The sequence below is a fragment of the Flavobacterium kayseriense genome, from assembly GCF_014305095.1.
In the GTDB taxonomy this organism is placed as follows: Bacteria; Bacteroidota; Bacteroidia; order Flavobacteriales; family Flavobacteriaceae; genus Flavobacterium; species Flavobacterium kayseriense.
Genome location: NZ_JACRUI010000004.1, coordinates 346014 through 364022, shown reverse-complemented (window position 1 = coordinate 364022; position 18009 = coordinate 346014). Strand labels below are relative to the sequence as shown.

General features: G+C 34.8%; 5 protein-coding genes. 3 read left to right on the top strand and 2 right to left on the bottom strand.

All coding sequences use genetic code 11. The features are described 5' to 3' along the window. Positions 1 to 106: 106 nt before the first annotated feature. Both H8R22_RS12855 and H8R22_RS12850 read right to left on the bottom strand, forming a co-directional pair. A complete protein-coding gene (locus tag H8R22_RS12855; RefSeq protein WP_187010794.1) occupies positions 107 to 5962 on the bottom strand; it encodes a T9SS type B sorting domain-containing protein in 5856 nt (1951 codons plus the stop codon). A gap of 307 nt (positions 5963 to 6269) precedes the next feature. Beyond that, positions 6270 to 13481 (bottom strand): T9SS type B sorting domain-containing protein, encoded by a 7212-nt coding sequence (locus H8R22_RS12850; protein WP_187010793.1) that lies wholly within the window; start codon positions 13479 to 13481, stop codon positions 6270 to 6272. Positions 13482 to 13713: 232 nt separating this feature from the next. On the opposite strand from H8R22_RS12850, the gene H8R22_RS12845 reads away from it, so the two are divergent. The 3 genes from H8R22_RS12845 to accC all read left to right on the top strand — a co-directional run bounded on the left by H8R22_RS12845 (position 13714) and on the right by accC (position 17952). Further along, positions 13714 to 15921 carry a B12-binding domain-containing radical SAM protein gene (locus H8R22_RS12845; RefSeq protein ID WP_187010792.1) on the top strand — a complete coding sequence of 736 codons (2208 nt, stop codon included), beginning with the start codon at positions 13714 to 13716 and terminating at the stop codon, positions 15919 to 15921. A 102-nt stretch (positions 15922 to 16023) separates the two neighbouring features. Further along, complete coding sequence (locus tag H8R22_RS12840) at positions 16024 to 16509, top strand: acetyl-CoA carboxylase biotin carboxyl carrier protein subunit (protein WP_187010791.1); 486 nt, start codon at positions 16024 to 16026, stop codon at positions 16507 to 16509. A 3-nt stretch (positions 16510 to 16512) separates the two neighbouring features. Beyond that, positions 16513 to 17952 carry an acetyl-CoA carboxylase biotin carboxylase subunit gene (accC, locus tag H8R22_RS12835; RefSeq protein WP_187010790.1) on the top strand — a complete coding sequence of 480 codons (1440 nt, stop codon included), beginning with the start codon at positions 16513 to 16515 and terminating at the stop codon, positions 17950 to 17952. Positions 17953 to 18009 lie beyond the last annotated feature (57 nt).

The window sequence follows — 18009 nt, the reverse complement described above, 5'->3', positions numbered from 1 at the left end:
TTTGTAAAAATACCAAAAATATTGGAACTTCAACTTTCTTGATTTCATAAATAAAAGTCAAATTTAGAAGTACTACTGTATAAACTTCCAGATTTCAGCAATGACTTTAGCGCTTCAAGCTAAAATGGCCTTTGTATTCTTTTCCATCTGCCCAATTTACTACAAACCAATAATCAGTTGCAGGAATCAGTTGCCCATTATAGGTTCCGTTCCAGACTTGGTTTTGATTAAGTACAGTTATTAGCTTACCGTATCGATCAAATATTTTAACTGATAATTGCGGTTCATTTTCAGAGAATCGTATACTCCAAGTATCATTATATCCATCACCATTAGGAGTGAAAAATTTTGGATACATTAATAAATTCACCTCCTCAGTGACCGTGCCGCAACCATTTTTATCTCGTACATGAACCATGTATTTTCCGGTAATAATGTTCATAAATTCATTATTGTCTTGAAAATTGGTTCCGTCAAGTGAGTATTCATAATTACCTTGTCCAGTTACAAACACTTTGATGGTATTTTGATTATCGGTCCAATCTTGTGTTTCGATACCAGTTATGAAGGCAACAGTAGATTTATTTACAGTAAAATTTTTAGTACTAGAACAAGAAATAGTATTGTAGTTGTTAGTGACCGTTACCGAATAATTACCAGGATTTTGAATTAGGATTGTTGGCGAAGTTTCACCAGTTGACCATAGGTAATTGTCGTGACCGTTTCCTGCATTTATTGTAATCGAACTTCCTTCGCAAATCGGCATTAGATCTTGAATAGGAATAATAGGTTTAGTATACAATGTCAGATTTAATTCAACTACTTGATGACAACCGTTATGAGAGTCGATACGGACAAATAAGGTTTGTGAACCTATTGGTAAAATAAAATTATTGATAGAATTGATTTGACTATTTACTATTTTATTTTCAGCAGCTGCAAAAGAATTATAATAAGAAAAGCTATTGCCTGTAGGATTTATAATCAATTTTTGGTTGTAGGTCGGAAGGTTTAAAGTTTCTTTTCCATCATTATCTTCATCACAAAATTCTACCGAGTAATTGGTTGCATTCAACGTATTGATTAAAAAGGTGCTTACTGCAAGCTTATTGACACTTTCACAACTATTCACGGTTTGTGACGCGTAGTAAATGGTATTGTCAGCGATTAGAGTGGTGTTTGGTAATGCAGTATTAGAAGCATCGTACCATTTTATATTGATTCCCGTAATGGCAATATCGCTCAATTTAGCATTTTGTGTACTACAAAAACTTTGATTAGCGTCTGCAGTTGGTGTAGGTGTATTTTGAATATTTATAAAAATAGCAGCTCTATCACTTTCACAACCGTCAATCGTTTGTGAAGCATAATAGGTGATTCCGTTTTGCAGTTCTGTTGTGTTTGGTAAAACCGTTCCATTCGTCAAAGCATTAAACCATTTTATGTTTTGGCCACTTACTGTAATATTGTTGATTGTTGCATTATGTTGGATGCAAAAGGTTTGGGGAGAAAAAGCTACAGGTCTTGCAGGGAAATCAATGAATGGAATTACGATGGACGTTGATGCTTCAGAGATACATCCAGCTGCATTCTTAATTTTAACCAAGTAATCGCCAGAGCTCAAATAACCAGATGTTGGGTTTAAACTCCAAGTTAAACCATTATCAAAACTATATTGACTACCAACACTTGTTATAGTAATAAGTCCTTTTGGGTTTAAACAGTTTGGTTGTAATATTGTGGTGGTTGGTAATTCAGGATAATCAGTAGGTCTAATTATTTGAATTATAACTGCTTCTGATTCGCAACCTGCTGCATTTTTAATCTTGATCTTGTATAAACCAGAGGGCAAGTTACTAGAATTAGCATTCTTTGTCCAACTTAAACCATTATTAAAACTGTATTCAGAAGCAACTGTTGTGATGCTAATTAATCCAAAGGGATTAGCACAACTTGTTGGTTGAGAAATGGTGTAATTAGGTATACTTATTGCGTCTAAAGGAGGGTTGATAGTAGCTTTGACAGAAAGAGATTGGCAACCATTAATACTATTTTTAATTTTGATGAAATAATCACCCGTGGTTAAATCTATAGCAGTTGGAGTAGCAGACCACGTAATTCCATTATCAAAACTGTATAGATTAGCAGTAGTACTTATGGTTATTTTTCCTTTGGAATTTGTGCAACTACTCGGCTGTTCCACTGAAATAGTTGGTGTTTGCGCCGGAATATTTACATTGTAAAGATAAGCTGATTCATAATTTGATTCGCAGCCTAAATTGTTTTTAATTTTTAAATAATAATTTCCAGAATTTAAATTGGTAAATGTAGCGATCGCTGACCAAGTAATACCATTATCGATGCTGTATGCTGCAGCATTTGTTGTAAAAGTTATTTTACCTAATGCTTCGCAATCAGGTTGCGTAATAGAGAACAATGGTTTATTCAGGTAAAATTTTGGAACATAAATGTTTTGTGGATAAGATTCGCATCCTAATTCATTTTTAATTTTTATAGTATAAAATCCTTCCTCTAAATCTTTTTTAGTTGGATTTGTTCCCCATGTTTCTCCATTATCAAAGCTATAAAAGGCTGATGTAGTTGTTATAGTAATACTTCCCCCTGTTCCACATATTGGGGCAGTTGATGTGTAATTTGGTTTAGGTAAATAAAAAGCATAAAGTGTTACACTTCTATACCAAGATTGGCAACCGAGGTTATCCTTGACCCTAATTGTGTAATCTCCTGGAAATAAATTTGATGCTGTATTGTATTGACTCCAGGTTCTACCACCATCAAAACTGTATTGATCAAAAAGGGGATCTATTGTAATAGTACCCTTGTTGCCAGATTCGCAAGTAGGTTGAGTTGCTTCTACCTGAAATCCTGTTATGTAATATTCATTGAAAACAACAGAATATCTTGTTTCAGATATGCATCCAGATTCGTTTTTTATTTTAGGATAATAGTAACCAAGTGGTAAATTTGTAGCAACAGGGTTGGTACCCCAGGTTTCTCCACCATCGAAACTGTAAAAAGGCGCTGGTGTCGTGATTGTAATACTTCCCGCTCTTTCACAAGTTGGATAGATAGCTATGTATTCAGCCTCCTTTATTTTAACAGGAGTAAATTCTACCGTAGGAGCTCCTGATTCACATCCTTCTTTATTTTTTGTTTTTAGTTGATATTTAAAACCTACTGGTAAGTTTGTAGCAGTAGGATTAGTACTCCAACTATTTCCATTATTAAAACTATAAAAATCGGCTGAACTTGTTATAGTAATGCTGCCTACTGCATTATCATCACAGGATGTTGGTTGTACCATAGAATATGTTGGGTCTGGAAGAAGATTCTGATCAATATAGAACCAGTTATATTTACTGATACAACCTGACTCATTTTTAATCCTAAGATAAGCACTAATAGAGCCCTGGGAATAGTGAACGTAGGTTGGATTTGTACTCCATGTTGCACCATCATCAAAACTATAAAATGCCGCTGGAGTTGTAATAGTAACACTTCCTGAAGTAGTGCATGTTGGTTGTACAACAGAATATTCAGGAGGATCTAAGTAATATTCATTATTTATAACTACGAAATTATTTTTTGATTCGCATCCTAGATCATTTTTAATTTTCAAGAAGTACGTTCCGTAAACTAGATTCGAAAAGCTAGGATTTGTACTCCATGTTACTCCGCCGTCGGAACTATAAAATGCTGCAGGAGTTGTAATGGTAATTCTCCATTTTGATTCAGTTTCACAATTTGGATTTGTTATTTTGTATGTAGGTTCATCAAAATAAAAAGCAGGTAACTCTACATATTCAACATCAGATTCACAACCTAATGCATTTTTAATCTTAACTGGATACATTCCTGAAGGTAAATCCGACTTAGTAGGATTGACTTCCCATGTTACACCATCATCAAAACTATAAAATGCTGCAATTGTGTTTATGGTAATACTCCCGTTTGTTTGACACTGAGGCTTTACAATAGTATAAGTTGGTTTTGGGATGTATGAATTTATTTTAACTGTGCTGGCTAGTGATTCACAATTAAGTTCGTTTTTTGTTTTTAGTACATAATTACCAACTTGCAAATTAGTGAAGATTGGTGTTTCTAACCATGTTTGTCCTCCGTCAATACTATATTGATATGAAGATTTTAAAAAAGTAATACTTCCAGTTTCACCACATGTGTTTGGTTGGATAAATTTGAATTCTGGATAGGTAGCATAATATTTTTCAAAATAAATAGGATGAATGGAAGATTGCGATTCACACCCAGATTCATTTTTTATTTTCATATAATAGGCTCCAGGGAGCAAATTTGTAGCAGTTGGATTAGTACTCCATGTTTTACCATTGTCAAAACTATACTCTGAAGCAATTGTAGTAATTGTTATAGTTCCACCTATATTGCATAATGGCGCTGTTGATGTAAAAGTGGGGTATTCAATATAAAATGGAAAAAGAAAAACACTTTGTGAATAGGATTCACAACCGCTACTATTTTTTATTTTAAGCAAGTAATTACCTTCAGGTAAATTTGTTTTGGTGGCATTGTTTTGCCAAGTCAAACCATTATCAAAACTAAATTGCGACGCTGGTGATGTTATAGTGATAGTTCCACTAGAACTGCAAGTTGGTTGAATTATTGAGAATGAGGGTGTGTTTAGTAATATTGGAGGATTTATTGTTACAATTGTAGGTGTAGAAATACAACCTGAAGCGGTTCTTGTTTGGATATAATATTTACCATATTCCTTTGTGATAAAATTGGCATCTGTTTGCCAAACTAAATCTTTTGAAATATAATAGTCTTCTGAAAGCAAAGGCAAACCTTTTTCAAAACTATTTTCAATTCCAGGAGCATTAACTTTAATGTAACCATTTGTATCTTGACAATTAGGCTGAATTACTGTGACAGATGGATTAGGAATATAATTGTTGATAGTTAATTTTGAACTAATATAGCAATCATTTCCATCAGTAACTTTTACCGTGTATTCTCCTAGATTTGTTTTGATTGAGGGAATTGAATATGATTTATTGTTCGCTCCGTTTATAGCGATACCATTTTGATACCACTGGAACGCTGTTGCTAAACTAAAAGTTTTATTCAGGTTAGCCGTCAATATTAAATCATTATTGCAAAAATTACCAGATTGATTAATAGTGACACCATACTTTTCAGCTGTATTTAATATTAAGTTATCATATAAGAATGATGGTTCATATTCTGTATTAAATGACGGTGGTAAAACTTTCTCTGGCCCAAGCATGATGGCGTTAATATCAATATTTGTAGTAAAACTAAGTGTTATTTCACTCCAAATGGTCTGAGGCTGATAGAGCACTTTTCCAATTTCAATCCAAGAAGAGTCAAATGAACTTGGGTCAGTAGTGGTAGATAATAGTAAATTATTTTTGTTGTTGCATCCATAAAGTGTTACGTAGGTGGGGTGTAAAAAGTTAAAATCAAAATTTTTGCTTAAGTTCGATGTTTCGATACTCATTAGTGTAGCTATATTCAATGTTAATTGATAGTTTACTCCCGAAAGTAATGGTGTTGGTAATTTAGTAGCTAGATATTCTTTCTTATTGTTTTTATAAACAGCTCTCACAATTCCTTTGCCATCAGGGAAATTTTGAAGATTTTTTTTGTAAATCTCATTAAAAAGAGAACAATCGGCATTTATATAGTCTGGAGATGGGATAGTTCCTTTTGACCAATTATTAAATGTAGCAATATCATTGTAATTTTGAGGACAGCTTGTTTTTTCTTCAAAAGAATGATTTGGTAAAAGTGAAGTTATTGCAGAATTGTTACAATTGCAATCACTATCGTTTAAGTCTATTTTTCCGTCTCCATCGTCATCTAAACCGTTGTTGCAGATTTCTTGAGAAAAACAAAAGCTTGAAAAAATGAAAAATAGAAATAATAATGTTTTTTTCATAAAAGATAGTCTTGCAAAGGCATAATTTTTCAAATGTAATTAAATACGCTCATAATTTAATGTTCTTTGTAGTAGAATAGTAACATTCCGTGATTTTTTGCGCGGGGAATAATAGAAACTAAAATTATCCCTCATGTTTGGTTGGCAACAATTTCTCTTGAAAATCAAACTTTTGCTCATCGCACCACCTTTTAAACCATTAAATACTCCTTATCCGGATACGGCATACATTAAGGGATCATGGACACTAAAGATATTGAAGTTTTTTATCCTAATTTAGGTATCAATGTAATTTTGAAATTGTTTTCTATCGCTTCAGGCTAAAATGACCTTTGTATTCTTTTCCATCTGCCCGATTTACTACAAACCAATAATCAGTTGCAGGAATCAGTTGCCCATTATAGGTTCCGTTCCAGACTTGGTTTTGATTAAGTACAGTTATTAGCTTACCGTATCGATCAAATATTTTAACTGATAATTGCGGTTCATTTTCAGAAAAGCGTATACTCCAAGTATCATTATATCCATCACCATTAGGAGTGAAAAATTTTGGATACATTAATAAATTCACCTCCTCAGTGACCGTGCCGCAACCATTTTTATCTCGTACATGAACCATGTATTTGCCGCTAATTAAGTTTGTAAACTGATTATTGTCTTGATAATTAATTCCATCAATAGAATATTCAAGGTCACTGTTACCAGTAGTATACACCATAATCGCGTTTTCATTATCAGTCCAATCCTTGATGTCAATGGAAGTAATGCTGGCTATATTTGACTTTGTGACTTCAAAGTTTTTAGTATTTGAGCAACTAATTAGATCGTAATTTTTGGTTACGGTAACCCAATAGTTATTTGGGCTTGTAACTATTATAGATGATGTGGTTTCTCCAGTTGACCACAAATAGTGATCAAACCCTAAACCAGCATCAATGGTAATACTGCTGCTTTCACAAATAGGAACCACATCAGGAATTGTTATTTTAGGTTTTGCTAAAAGAGTTAGTTTTAGTTGAGCGATTGCGAAGCAGGCCGAAGCTGAATTAATTCGAACATAAATTGTTTTAGCTCCCAAAGCTAATTTAAAATCAGAAAAATCAAGAATTTGATTGTTTGTCAATTGATTTGATGCGGCTGCATAGCTTGAATAATAAGCAAATGTATATCCCACGGTGTTAGCAATTAGCTTTGAATTATAGTTCATCAAATTTACTTTTTCAGAACCATCGTTTAAATCATCACACAACAATTCTTCATAATTATTTGCGGGCAAAGTATTGATTAATGATATAGTAATAGCTAATTTATTGGTGCTTTCGCAACCGTTCACTGTTTGAGTGGCATAATAAGTACGACCGTCTTGCAAAGAAGTTGTTGTTGTTGTTAGCGAATTATTCGCGGCATCAAACCATTTGACTTGAGATCCAGTAACTATAATAGCGCTTAATGTTGGACTCTGACTTGCACAGAATGTCTGGATTGCCAGTCCTATTGGAGCTGAGCTATCTTGGATAGTAATTAAAACTGGTGTTCTAATACTTTCACAACCATTTATTGTTTGGCTAGCGTAATAGGTTGTTCCGTTTTGCAGTTGCGTTATAAATGGTAAAACCGTTCCATTAGTCAAAGCGTCATACCATTTTATATTTTGGCCAGTCACTGCAATTTCCTGGATTGTTGCATTTTGTTGGATGCAGAATGTTTGTGAGTTTGACAGTGTTGGTTTGATAGTGAAATTTGTAAATGGAATTATAATAACAGAGGATGAATTTGAAATACAACCAATATTATTTTTAACTTTTATTAAATATGTTGCAGGAGCTAGATTTGATTGTGTTGCATTTGTTGTCCATGTTGTACCATTATCGAAGCTGTATTGTGCAGCATTGTCGGTAATAGTTATCGAGCCTTTTAGATTATTACAGTCAGGTTGGATACTTGTAAATACGGGAGGGGTGGGGTAATCTGTAGGGATATTGATTAGTACAGCTATTGGTAATGATTCACATCCGCTGCTGTTTTTAACACGAACTAAGTGTGTCCCAGGTATGAAATTCCCTAAAACTGGATTAGTTGAATAATGTAAACCATTGTCAAAACTATATTCATATGCTGCACTAGTGACAGTAATTGCTCCAAATGGATTGCCGCAGCTAGTTGGTTGCACAACAGAAACTGTGGGAGTTAAAGGCGTATTTGGTGCTGGATTGATTGTTGCTGCAAATGTATTTGATGCACATCCATTTGTTAATTTTGTTCGGATTAAGTAGTTTCCTGGCGCTAAGCTAGCGGTGTTATTTGTTTGCCAACTGTTACCGTCATCAAAGCTATACAAATTTGCAGTAGTTAATACTGTAATTGTCCCAGTAATTGTCCCACACCCTTGGGGATTTGAAATAATTACTTTTGGCACTTCAGGAGTTACAGGAGCTGCGTTAATTGTTACTGTATTGCTTAGGGATATACAATCTGAGTTATATTTTATCTTTACATTATAGGTCCCTGGCGTAACATTAGATTTTGTATTCGAATTCCCATAAGTGATTCCATTATCAAAACTATATAAATCTGCAATAGTTGTGATACTTACTGATCCTAAAGAATTAGTGCAATTTGGTTGAACTACGGTAAAGTCGGGAGCTTGGAGTGCCGATATTGCATTTATAGTTACTCCAGTAACATCTGAAATACATCCTGCAGCATTTTTTATTTTTATCTTGTAAATACCAGGTGTAAGATCATTTTTTGTATTAGAATAAACATAAGTTAATCCATTATCAAAACTGTAAGTTGCTGCATTTGTAGTAATGGTAATCGAACCTTTTGGCGAGCTGCAATTGGGTTGCGTTGCGGCATATGCTGGGGCTGCGATTGTTGTGCCTGAGTTTAAATTCACTACGTTCGTTAAAGATTCACAACTGTATGAATTCGTTTTAATTTTAATAATATAAGTGCCTTCTCCAATATTAATTTTTGTTGGGTTTGTTGTCCAGCTATTTCCATCGTTAAAGCTATAACTAATAGCAGGAGTTGTTACGGTAATCCGTCCATCTGTTGCTCCACAGGACGATGGTTGAACAATCTGGACCGATGGTGGAGCTGGAATAGTAGGTGGGGTACTAATATAGATAGAATAGCCAGATGAGGTACAGCCTAGCGCATTTTTCACAATAACAGTATAATTACCGCTTGCTAAATTTTTCTTAATAGGATTTGTAGTCCAAGTTACACCATTATCAAAACTATACTGATCTGCTATTGTATTTATTATTATGGTTCCAAAAGGAGTAGCACAGGTTGGTTGAATTGAGGAGATATTTACGGAGGCTATGTAATATTTATTGATCGAGTAATATTGCGAATATGAAGTACATCCCTTAGCATTTTTGATAAGAATAGTATAAGTTATTGGTTTTGGATCTAATAATATAGGATCTGAAGTCCATGTTGTACCTCCGTCAAAGCTATATTGATCAGCTGGCGTAGTTATGCTTATGCTTCCGCCATTTCCGCAACTAGGTTGTATTACTTTTACCTTTGGATTTTGAAGATAATATGGCTGAATATAAACGGATATAACATATGATTTGCAGCCAATAGTATTTTGTATTAATAGGTTATAATACCCAGAGGTAAGTCCAGTAAGTTGTGGATTTGTGGTCCACGTTTTGCCACCATCAAAACTATAGGAATCCGCTACTGTTGCAAACGTGATACTACCGTTAGTGCCACAAGTTGGCTGAATTAGTGTGAAATCTGGATTAGGTAAGTAATAGTTTTGGAGACTTACATTGGATAGATAAAAATTAGATGTACAACCTGTAGCATTTTTTATGCCTAAATAGTAATAACCTGGGTTTAGATTAGTAAACACGGGGCTATTACTCCATGTAGTGCCACCATCTATACTGTACAACGCTGCTGCTACCGTAAAGGTTATATTTCCACCATTACCACAAGTTGGCTGCACTGTTGTGAAAGTGGGATTAGGGAGATAAAAAGGGGAAAGCGATATATAGTTAGGAATTGAAACACAGCCAGATGCATTTTTTGTTTTCACACTGTAGAAACCTGGAGTGAGATTGTTAAAAACTGGATTTGTAACCCAATTTTGACCATCAAGGCTATAAAAATCTGCAGTTGTTGAAAAAGTGATTGATCCATTTGTTCCACAGCCAGGTTGTACTGCGGTTACTTTTGGTGGAGCCAAATAGTTACTATCCAAATTAACACCAAAACTATTTGAAACACAATTAGCTTTTTTTATTTGCAAATAGTAGTATCCAGCACTTAAATTTGAGAAAACATTATTTGTGCTCCAAGTTTGTCCGTAATCAATACTGTAAAAATCAGCAGTTGCGTTGAATGTAATTGAACCAATATTCCCACAACTAGGATTGATAAAAGTGTAATCAGGAGCGGGCAGATTGTATCCAGATATATACACGGAGATTGAATTAGAACTACAACCCAGATTGTTTTTTGTAGATATATTGTAATATCCAGCAATGTTTAAATTTGCTAAAGTAGCATCTGTTCCCCAAGTGCTGCCTCCATCAAAACTATAAAAGTCTGCAATTGTATTTATGGTGATACTTCCAAGAGCAGTGCAGGTGGGTTGGGTAACAGTATATGTTGGCGCATCGATATATGGATTATTCAAATAAATTCCGTTTCCATATGATACACATCCCATACTATTCTTTACTATAACGTAGTAAAAGCCCGGCGGCAATGATTTCGTATTTGAAGTTGTCCAGGTTTGACCGTTATCGTAGCTGTAAAAATCGGATAACGAATTTATACTGATTTTTCCATTTGCACCGCAAGTGGGTTGCTCGATACTAACAATTGGCGCACTCAATAATGGTTGATTTAAATACGCGTAATTAATGGCGCTGACGCATCCTAGACTGTTTTTTACTTTTATTTTATAAGTTCCGTATGGTAAATCAGCTGTATTATTAGTGGTCCAGGTTGCTCCATCATCAAAACTATAAAAGTCAGCAACTGTGTCGATTGTAATATTACCATTACTTCCGCAAATAGGTTGTATAGTAGTAATCCTAGGGTATGAACTAGTAAAATCATCCAAATAAACATAATTAAAATTAGATGTACAGCCCAAGGCGTTTTTAATTCCTACGCGATAACTTCCTGCAGTTAAATTAGTCAAATTATTGGTAGTAACCCATGTTGTTCCCCCATCAAAAGTATAAAAATCAGCAACTGAATTAATAGTTATACTCCCAACAACAGTACACGCAGGCAGTATTAAAGTATAGGTTGGATCATCTAAAGTAGTGCTACTTAGTAACACATTATTAGCGGCAGAAATACATCCTTGCGCATCTTTTGTACGGATTTTATAAAGTCCAGGTTTCAAATTGTCGTCAGTGGAATTATTGACCCAGGTTACACCATCATCAAAGCTATAGTATGTAGATGGTGTTAAAATTGTAATTCGTCCAACATCTCCGCAAAATAAAGGACTAGAATAGGTATAACTTGGGTAAGAAGTTGATACACCAGTTATTGTTGCTTTCTGAGAATAGGAAATACATCCGTTTATTGTTTTTATTTTAACGGAATAACTTCCTGGATATAGATTATCCTTAGTATTGTTTGTAGTCCAAGTTACTCCGTCGTCAAAACTATATTCGGCTGCTGTTGAGGTTATAACAATGCTCCCTGTTGTACTGAAACAAGAGGGTTGGGTAATTTGCAAAATAGGAGAAACGGCAGTTTGACTCGGTTCAATACTAACAGTGGCAGTACTACTACAGCCAAAAGAATCAGCTACAGTTACAGAATAATTACCAATGGCGTTAACGGTAATACTTTGCGTAGTTTCTCCTGTATTCCAAAGATAGGTAGATCCCGAAGTTGCTGTCAATAGAGTACTTCCTGAGCAAACATTTAAAATACCTGTAATGTTTGCCGTTGGATTTTTCACTTCTAAACTAGTCGAAATTATTTTAAAGCATGAAGCGCTTTTATTTATTCGAACAAATAAAGAGGTACTCGTACTCGGATAGCTAGTAAAATTGGTTATTTCATTTAAATTGGCTGCTGCATCATCATAATTTTTGTAGTACTTAAAACTTAGACCAGTGTTTGAAGCAACTACCAGAGCATTAAACTTTGTCAAATCGAAATTCTCAGTTCCGTCCCGATTTGCATCACATTGCGAAATTTTTGCTGTATTTACATTAAAATTACAACTGGAATCACAATTCAAAAATGAAATATCCCATCCCGGATTTGCATCAGAATCTACGGCTGAATTGAATGAAGTTCCCGCGCAAGTAGAGGCAGTAGGGGTATCATAATCAACTTGAACTCCTACATTGTAATTAGCATTGCTAGTATTTGGAAAATTACTAGCACTTAGGGTGAAGCAAAACTTTTTATTTGTTGTGTCCAAACTTGAAGTTGTAGAAGTGCTGTATACTGAAACATTACTGCTATTGTAAACAGTTAAAGTGATTTTTTTTACAGTTGCCGCTATTCCTCCAGAATTTGGCACAGTATAGCTTCCACAAACTGCAACAGGTAAAGTAGGGCATACTTTATTTAGAGGTTCAAGTTCTACAGATCCTTGAAAATTTTCATCGGAATGCAGCAAGCAAATATCATCAATGTACATATAACCAAAATGTCCACCGAGTCCACATCTAGACGCCATAAATTCAACGGTAAATTCTTCATTGTTAGGAATAGACGAAATATCTAATAATCCAGATTGCCAGTTTGATGTGTACAAAGTTACATAATTGGAACTTTGACTTGGGACTTTGGTGAAAATACAGTTTTTTTCATCTCCTACTAAACAAAATTCGTTTACTACAACCCCTTTTTTATTTAAAATACGCGCTTTTACAAATGCTTGATTGTCAGCATGGCTGTTGTCGTAAACACTTTGTAATACGGCTTTGTAATTAAATTTCAGATAATTTTCATTATTGGTTTTGAATCTTTTACCTTGAACAATTGCTCCATAAGTAGAGGAGTTTTCGTGATTTATTTTAAGCGCATATTGATCAAACCCCTTAATGTCTCCAATATAAGGGTCTACCAAGTTGGATGAGACACTGGTAGCCATTAGATTAAGATTATTGGGGTTGTAAAGATTTATGTATGAATCAGCATTATTTGTAATAGAGCGACATTGGGTGGGCCCAGCAGGATCACCTATTGTATAAAGAAAATTTTTAAGGTAACTAGAACCAGTAATACTTTCATGTTGTTCAAACCCTCCATTTGAACACATTTCAACGGCCTGTTGTAGGGCACTTTTTTTTGAACTTAGTGTTGCTTTTTGTAACTCTTGAAGTTCTTTGACCCTTTTTTCTTCCCGACTTTTTAAAAATGTTTTTTGTGCTTCTTCACTTTGAATTAGGTTTCCTTTTTGGTCTTCTACCAAAATATGTGATGATTGTAGCTTTGTTTCTTGCGAAAAAACAAAAAATGTTGGGTAAAAAAGAATAAACAGGACTATGGCTTTAACCTTCATTGTGAGAATTTTGTGCACAAATATACATAAAATCTTATAGTTTCTTAGAGGTATATCAATTATCATATATGAATTTTACCTTTGAAATATTTATTCAAAACAAATTAAAAAAAGGATATTAGAAAGAAAAAGTTAATTCAAATATGACCAATTTAATACTAGTTTATTGTAAGTAATGATATATGATAAAAAATAATAATTATCGCCTACTTTTGCATAAAATAATATCCTTTTGAAAACAAAACTATTTCTAATTACGCCGCCTTTTACGCAATTGAACACTCCTTATCCAGCAACGGCATACATTAAGGGGTTTTTGAATACAAAAGGTATTGAAGCTTTTCAAGCTGACTTAGGTATCGAAGTAATTTTGAAATTGTTTTCGAAAGAAGGCTTACAAAGTTTGTTTGAAGTTGCCCGTTTAAAGTTTCAAGATACCAGCAGTTCGATTTCAGACAATTCAAAACGTATTTATGCTTTGCAGGACGAATACATCAAAACAATTGATCCTGTTATTGCTTTTTTGCAAGGAAAAAACCCAACCTTGGCTTTGCAGATTTGTCAAGAAGATTATTTACCTGAAGCTTCTCGCTTTGCACAATTAGAAGAACTCGATTGGGCTTTTGGTACCATGGGAACGCAGGATAAAGGGAAGCATTTGGCAACTTTATACCTTGAGGATATTTCTGATTTTATTGTAGAATGTGTAGATTCAAACTTTGGCTTCAGCCGATATGCTGAACGTTTAGGTAGATCAGCTAATTCTTTTGATGAATTGTACCAAGCGTTGCAACAGGAGCCTACTTACATTGATTCCGTTTTGCTTTCGACTCTAAAACAAAAAATTGAAGCAGTTAATCCTACTTTATTTTTAATTTCTGTTCCCTTTCCAGGGAATTTATACAGTGCCTTTCGTTCAGCGCAATGGGTAAAAAAACATCATCCCGAAATTAAGATTTCTATGGGTGGCGGTTTCCCTAATACGGAACTAAGGTCATTATCAGACGCTCGTGTTTTTGAGTTTTTCGATTACATTACTTTGGATGACGGCGAAGTGCCTGTTGAAGAACTTGTAAATGCTGTTAGTTCGAGCGCAGTCGAGAAGCAGTACAAAAGAACTTTTTTATTAGAAGACGGAAAAGTGGTCTATAAAAATAATTCTGTAAAACCAGATTACAAGCAATCCCAAGTGGGAACTCCAGATTATTCTGATTTGTTATTGGACAAATACATATCGGTTATCGAAATCGTAAATCCCATGCATCGTATGTGGTCTGACGGTCGCTGGAATAAGCTCACTATGGCCCACGGATGCTACTGGGGCAAATGTACTTTTTGTGATATATCTTTAGATTATATAAAAATTTACGAACCCATTGCTGCTAGTTTGCTATGTGATCGTATGGAGGAAATGATGGAGCAAACAGGAGAAAATGGATTTCATTATGTTGATGAAGCCGCGCCCCCAGCTTTAATGCGTGCCTTAGCGTTAGAAATACTTCGAAGAAAATTATCAGTGACTTGGTGGACGAACATTCGATTTGAAAAAAGCTTTACCGCTGATCTGTGTTTACTTTTAAAAGCATCGGGTTGCATTGCCGTTTCGGGTGGACTTGAAGTTGCTTCAGATCGTTTATTGAAATTAATAGACAAAGGCGTCACCGTAGAACAAGTGGCTAAAGTAACACGTAATTTTACCGAAGCGGGAGTTATGGTGCATGCTTATCTCATGTACGGATATCCTACTCAGACCGTGCAAGAAACGATAGACAGTTTAGAAATGGTCCGCCAATTATTTGAAGCAGGAGTATTGCAATCGGGGTTTTGGCATCAATTTGCAATGACTGCTCACAGTCCGGTAGGGTTGTATCCTGAAAAATTTGGTGTGGTAAAAGAAACTGAAGTTATTGGTACCTTTGCCAACAACGATATTAACTACACTGATAAAACAGGAATTAACCATGATAAATTTTCATTCGGACTCAAGAAATCGTTGTTTAACTTCATGCATGGCATTTGTTTTGACTACGAATTGCAAGAGTGGTTTGATTTTAAAATTCCGAGGACTACAGTAAAAGAGGACTTTATTTTTAACGCTGTTCAACACGATAATGATTTACAAATTAAAACTACAGCTAAAATTGTGTGGCTTGGCGGTAAACCTGCGATAGAGCATTTTACTAAGTCTAAAAAGGGAAACTCTTGGGAAATGGTAGCACTTACTTTTCATGATAAAAAAGAAAGTTTCACCATTCAAACCAACAAAAATGAAGGAGAATGGTTAGCGGATACGTTATCTAAAATCGCTGTTTCTTGTTCGAAAACCTATACTTTTCAAGAACTTAAAGTTGATTTCGAGAAAAATTTTGATGATTTTGAGTTGTTTTGGTTTGCAAAGCCAATTCATACCTTAAGGGAATTTGGACTATTAGTACTTTAATTATATTTTAAATTAGCTATACTAAATTAGCATAAAACTTTAGTTTTTACTTTACGAAAACGTTTTCTTTTCCTTATTTTTACATTCATAAAAATTACACTAATGAGTGATAACTATAAAGTAAAAGTAAACGATTCATTTTCCTTCGATATTAACAAGGAATCAATTTCTCAACTTGATGCAGTACCAACAGAAGCAAACCACTTGCATATTCTGCATCATAACAAGCCTTATAAAGCTGAAATTGTTTTGGCTAATTTCAATCAAAAACAATATGAGGTCAAGGTAAATAACAACACCTATACTGTTGCAATTTCCAATGATTTAGATCAATTAATCAAAGACTTAGGTTTTGAAGTAGGTTTGACCAAGCAAGTCAATGCAATCAAGGCACCTATGCCAGGACTAATTCTAGAAATTAATGTGGTCGTGGGACAAACCGTCAAAGAAAATGATCCTTTACTGATCCTTGAAGCGATGAAAATGGAAAATAGTTTTCTTTCGCCTCGCGATGGAGTAATCAAATCGATTGCTGCGAATAAAGGAGATGCCGTAGATAAAGGACAGTTATTAATTGAATTCGAATAAAGGATGAAAAAAATATTAGTTGCCAATAGGGGAGAAATAGCGATTCGTGTAATGAAAACGGCCCAAAAAATGGGTATTAAAACAGTTGCAGTATACTCTACCATAGATAGAAATGCACCTCATGTCAAATTTGCTGATGAAGCAGTTTGGATTGGTGAAGCTCCATCAAATCAATCGTATTTACTAGGAGATAAGATAATAGAAGTAGCCAAAAAACTTGGCGTTGATGCCATTCATCCTGGTTATGGTTTCTTGAGTGAGAATGCTGATTTTGCTGAAAAAGCAGAACAAAATAATATTGTTTTTATAGGTCCAAAGTCTAAGGCTATCCATATCATGGGAAGTAAGCTAGCTGCTAAGGAAGCAGTAAAGCAATACGATATTCCTATGGTTCCCGGACTAGATGAAGCAATAACGGATATTGCAGAAGCGAAAAAAGTCGCCGCCCAAATTGGATTCCCTATATTGATAAAAGCCTCTGCCGGAGGTGGTGGAAAAGGAATGCGTGTTGTTGAAAATGAAGCAGAATTTGAATCTCAGATGAATCGTGCGATTAGTGAAGCTTTGAACGCTTTTGGTGATGGTTCTGTTTTTATCGAAAAATATGTAGCTTCTCCTCGTCACATCGAAATCCAGATTATGGCCGACAGCCACGGCACTATTTTGTATTTGTTCGAACGCGAATGCAGTATTCAGCGTCGCCATCAGAAGGTAGTTGAAGAAGCTCCTTCTTCGGTTTTAACACCGGAATTGCGTAAGCAAATGGGCGAGGCTGCTGTTTTAGTTGCTAAATCTTGTGATTACCTTGGTGCAGGGACTGTCGAGTTTTTATTAGATGAAAACAACAATTTTTATTTTCTAGAAATGAATACGCGTTTACAAGTAGAGCATCCTGTAACTGAATTGATTACTGGCTTAGATTTAGTCGAAATGCAAATAAAAGTGGCTCGTGGCGAAGCGCTAACCATCAAGCAAGAAGATTTAAAGATAAAAGGACATGCAATGGAATTACGTGTTTATGCCGAAGATCCATTAAATGATTTTTTACCAAGTGTGGGTCATTTAGATGTATATCAGTTACCTGAAGGTATAGGAATACGCGTTGATAACGGTTTTGAACAGGGAATGGATATTCCTATTTATTATGATCCAATGCTTGCTAAATTGATTACTTATGGTGGTACCCGTGAGGAAGCAATCGAAATCATGATCAATGCTATCGATAATTATCTTGTAGAGGGTGTACAAACTACATTGCCATTTGGTAAATATGTGATGGAGCATGATGCTTTTAGATCCGGAAATTTTGACACTCATTTTGTCAAAAAGTATTACAACGCTGCTTCATTGCAGAAGGAAATGGAACAAGAGGCCGAAATTGCTGCTTTAATCGCATTACAGCGTTATTTCGAAGATCAAAAAATAGTGCGCTTGCCTAAGTGATCGATTAAGTCTAGTGATTGAAGATTAAAAGATAGCCAAGTAAGCAGTTAAAAATAG

Bases quoted from the DNA above. Each gene is read 5' to 3' on its own strand.
- H8R22_RS12850 (WP_187010793.1), bottom strand. From the start codon at position 13,481: ATGAAGGTTAAAGCCATAGTCCTGTTTATTCTTTTTTACCCAACATTT.
- accC (WP_187010790.1), top strand. From the start codon at position 16,513: ATGAAAAAAATATTAGTTGCCAATAGGGGAGAAATAGCGATTCGTGTA.
- H8R22_RS12855 (WP_187010794.1), bottom strand. From the start codon at position 5,962: ATGAAAAAAACATTATTATTTCTATTTTTCATTTTTTCAAGCTTTTGT.
- H8R22_RS12840 (WP_187010791.1), top strand. From the start codon at position 16,024: ATGAGTGATAACTATAAAGTAAAAGTAAACGATTCATTTTCCTTCGAT.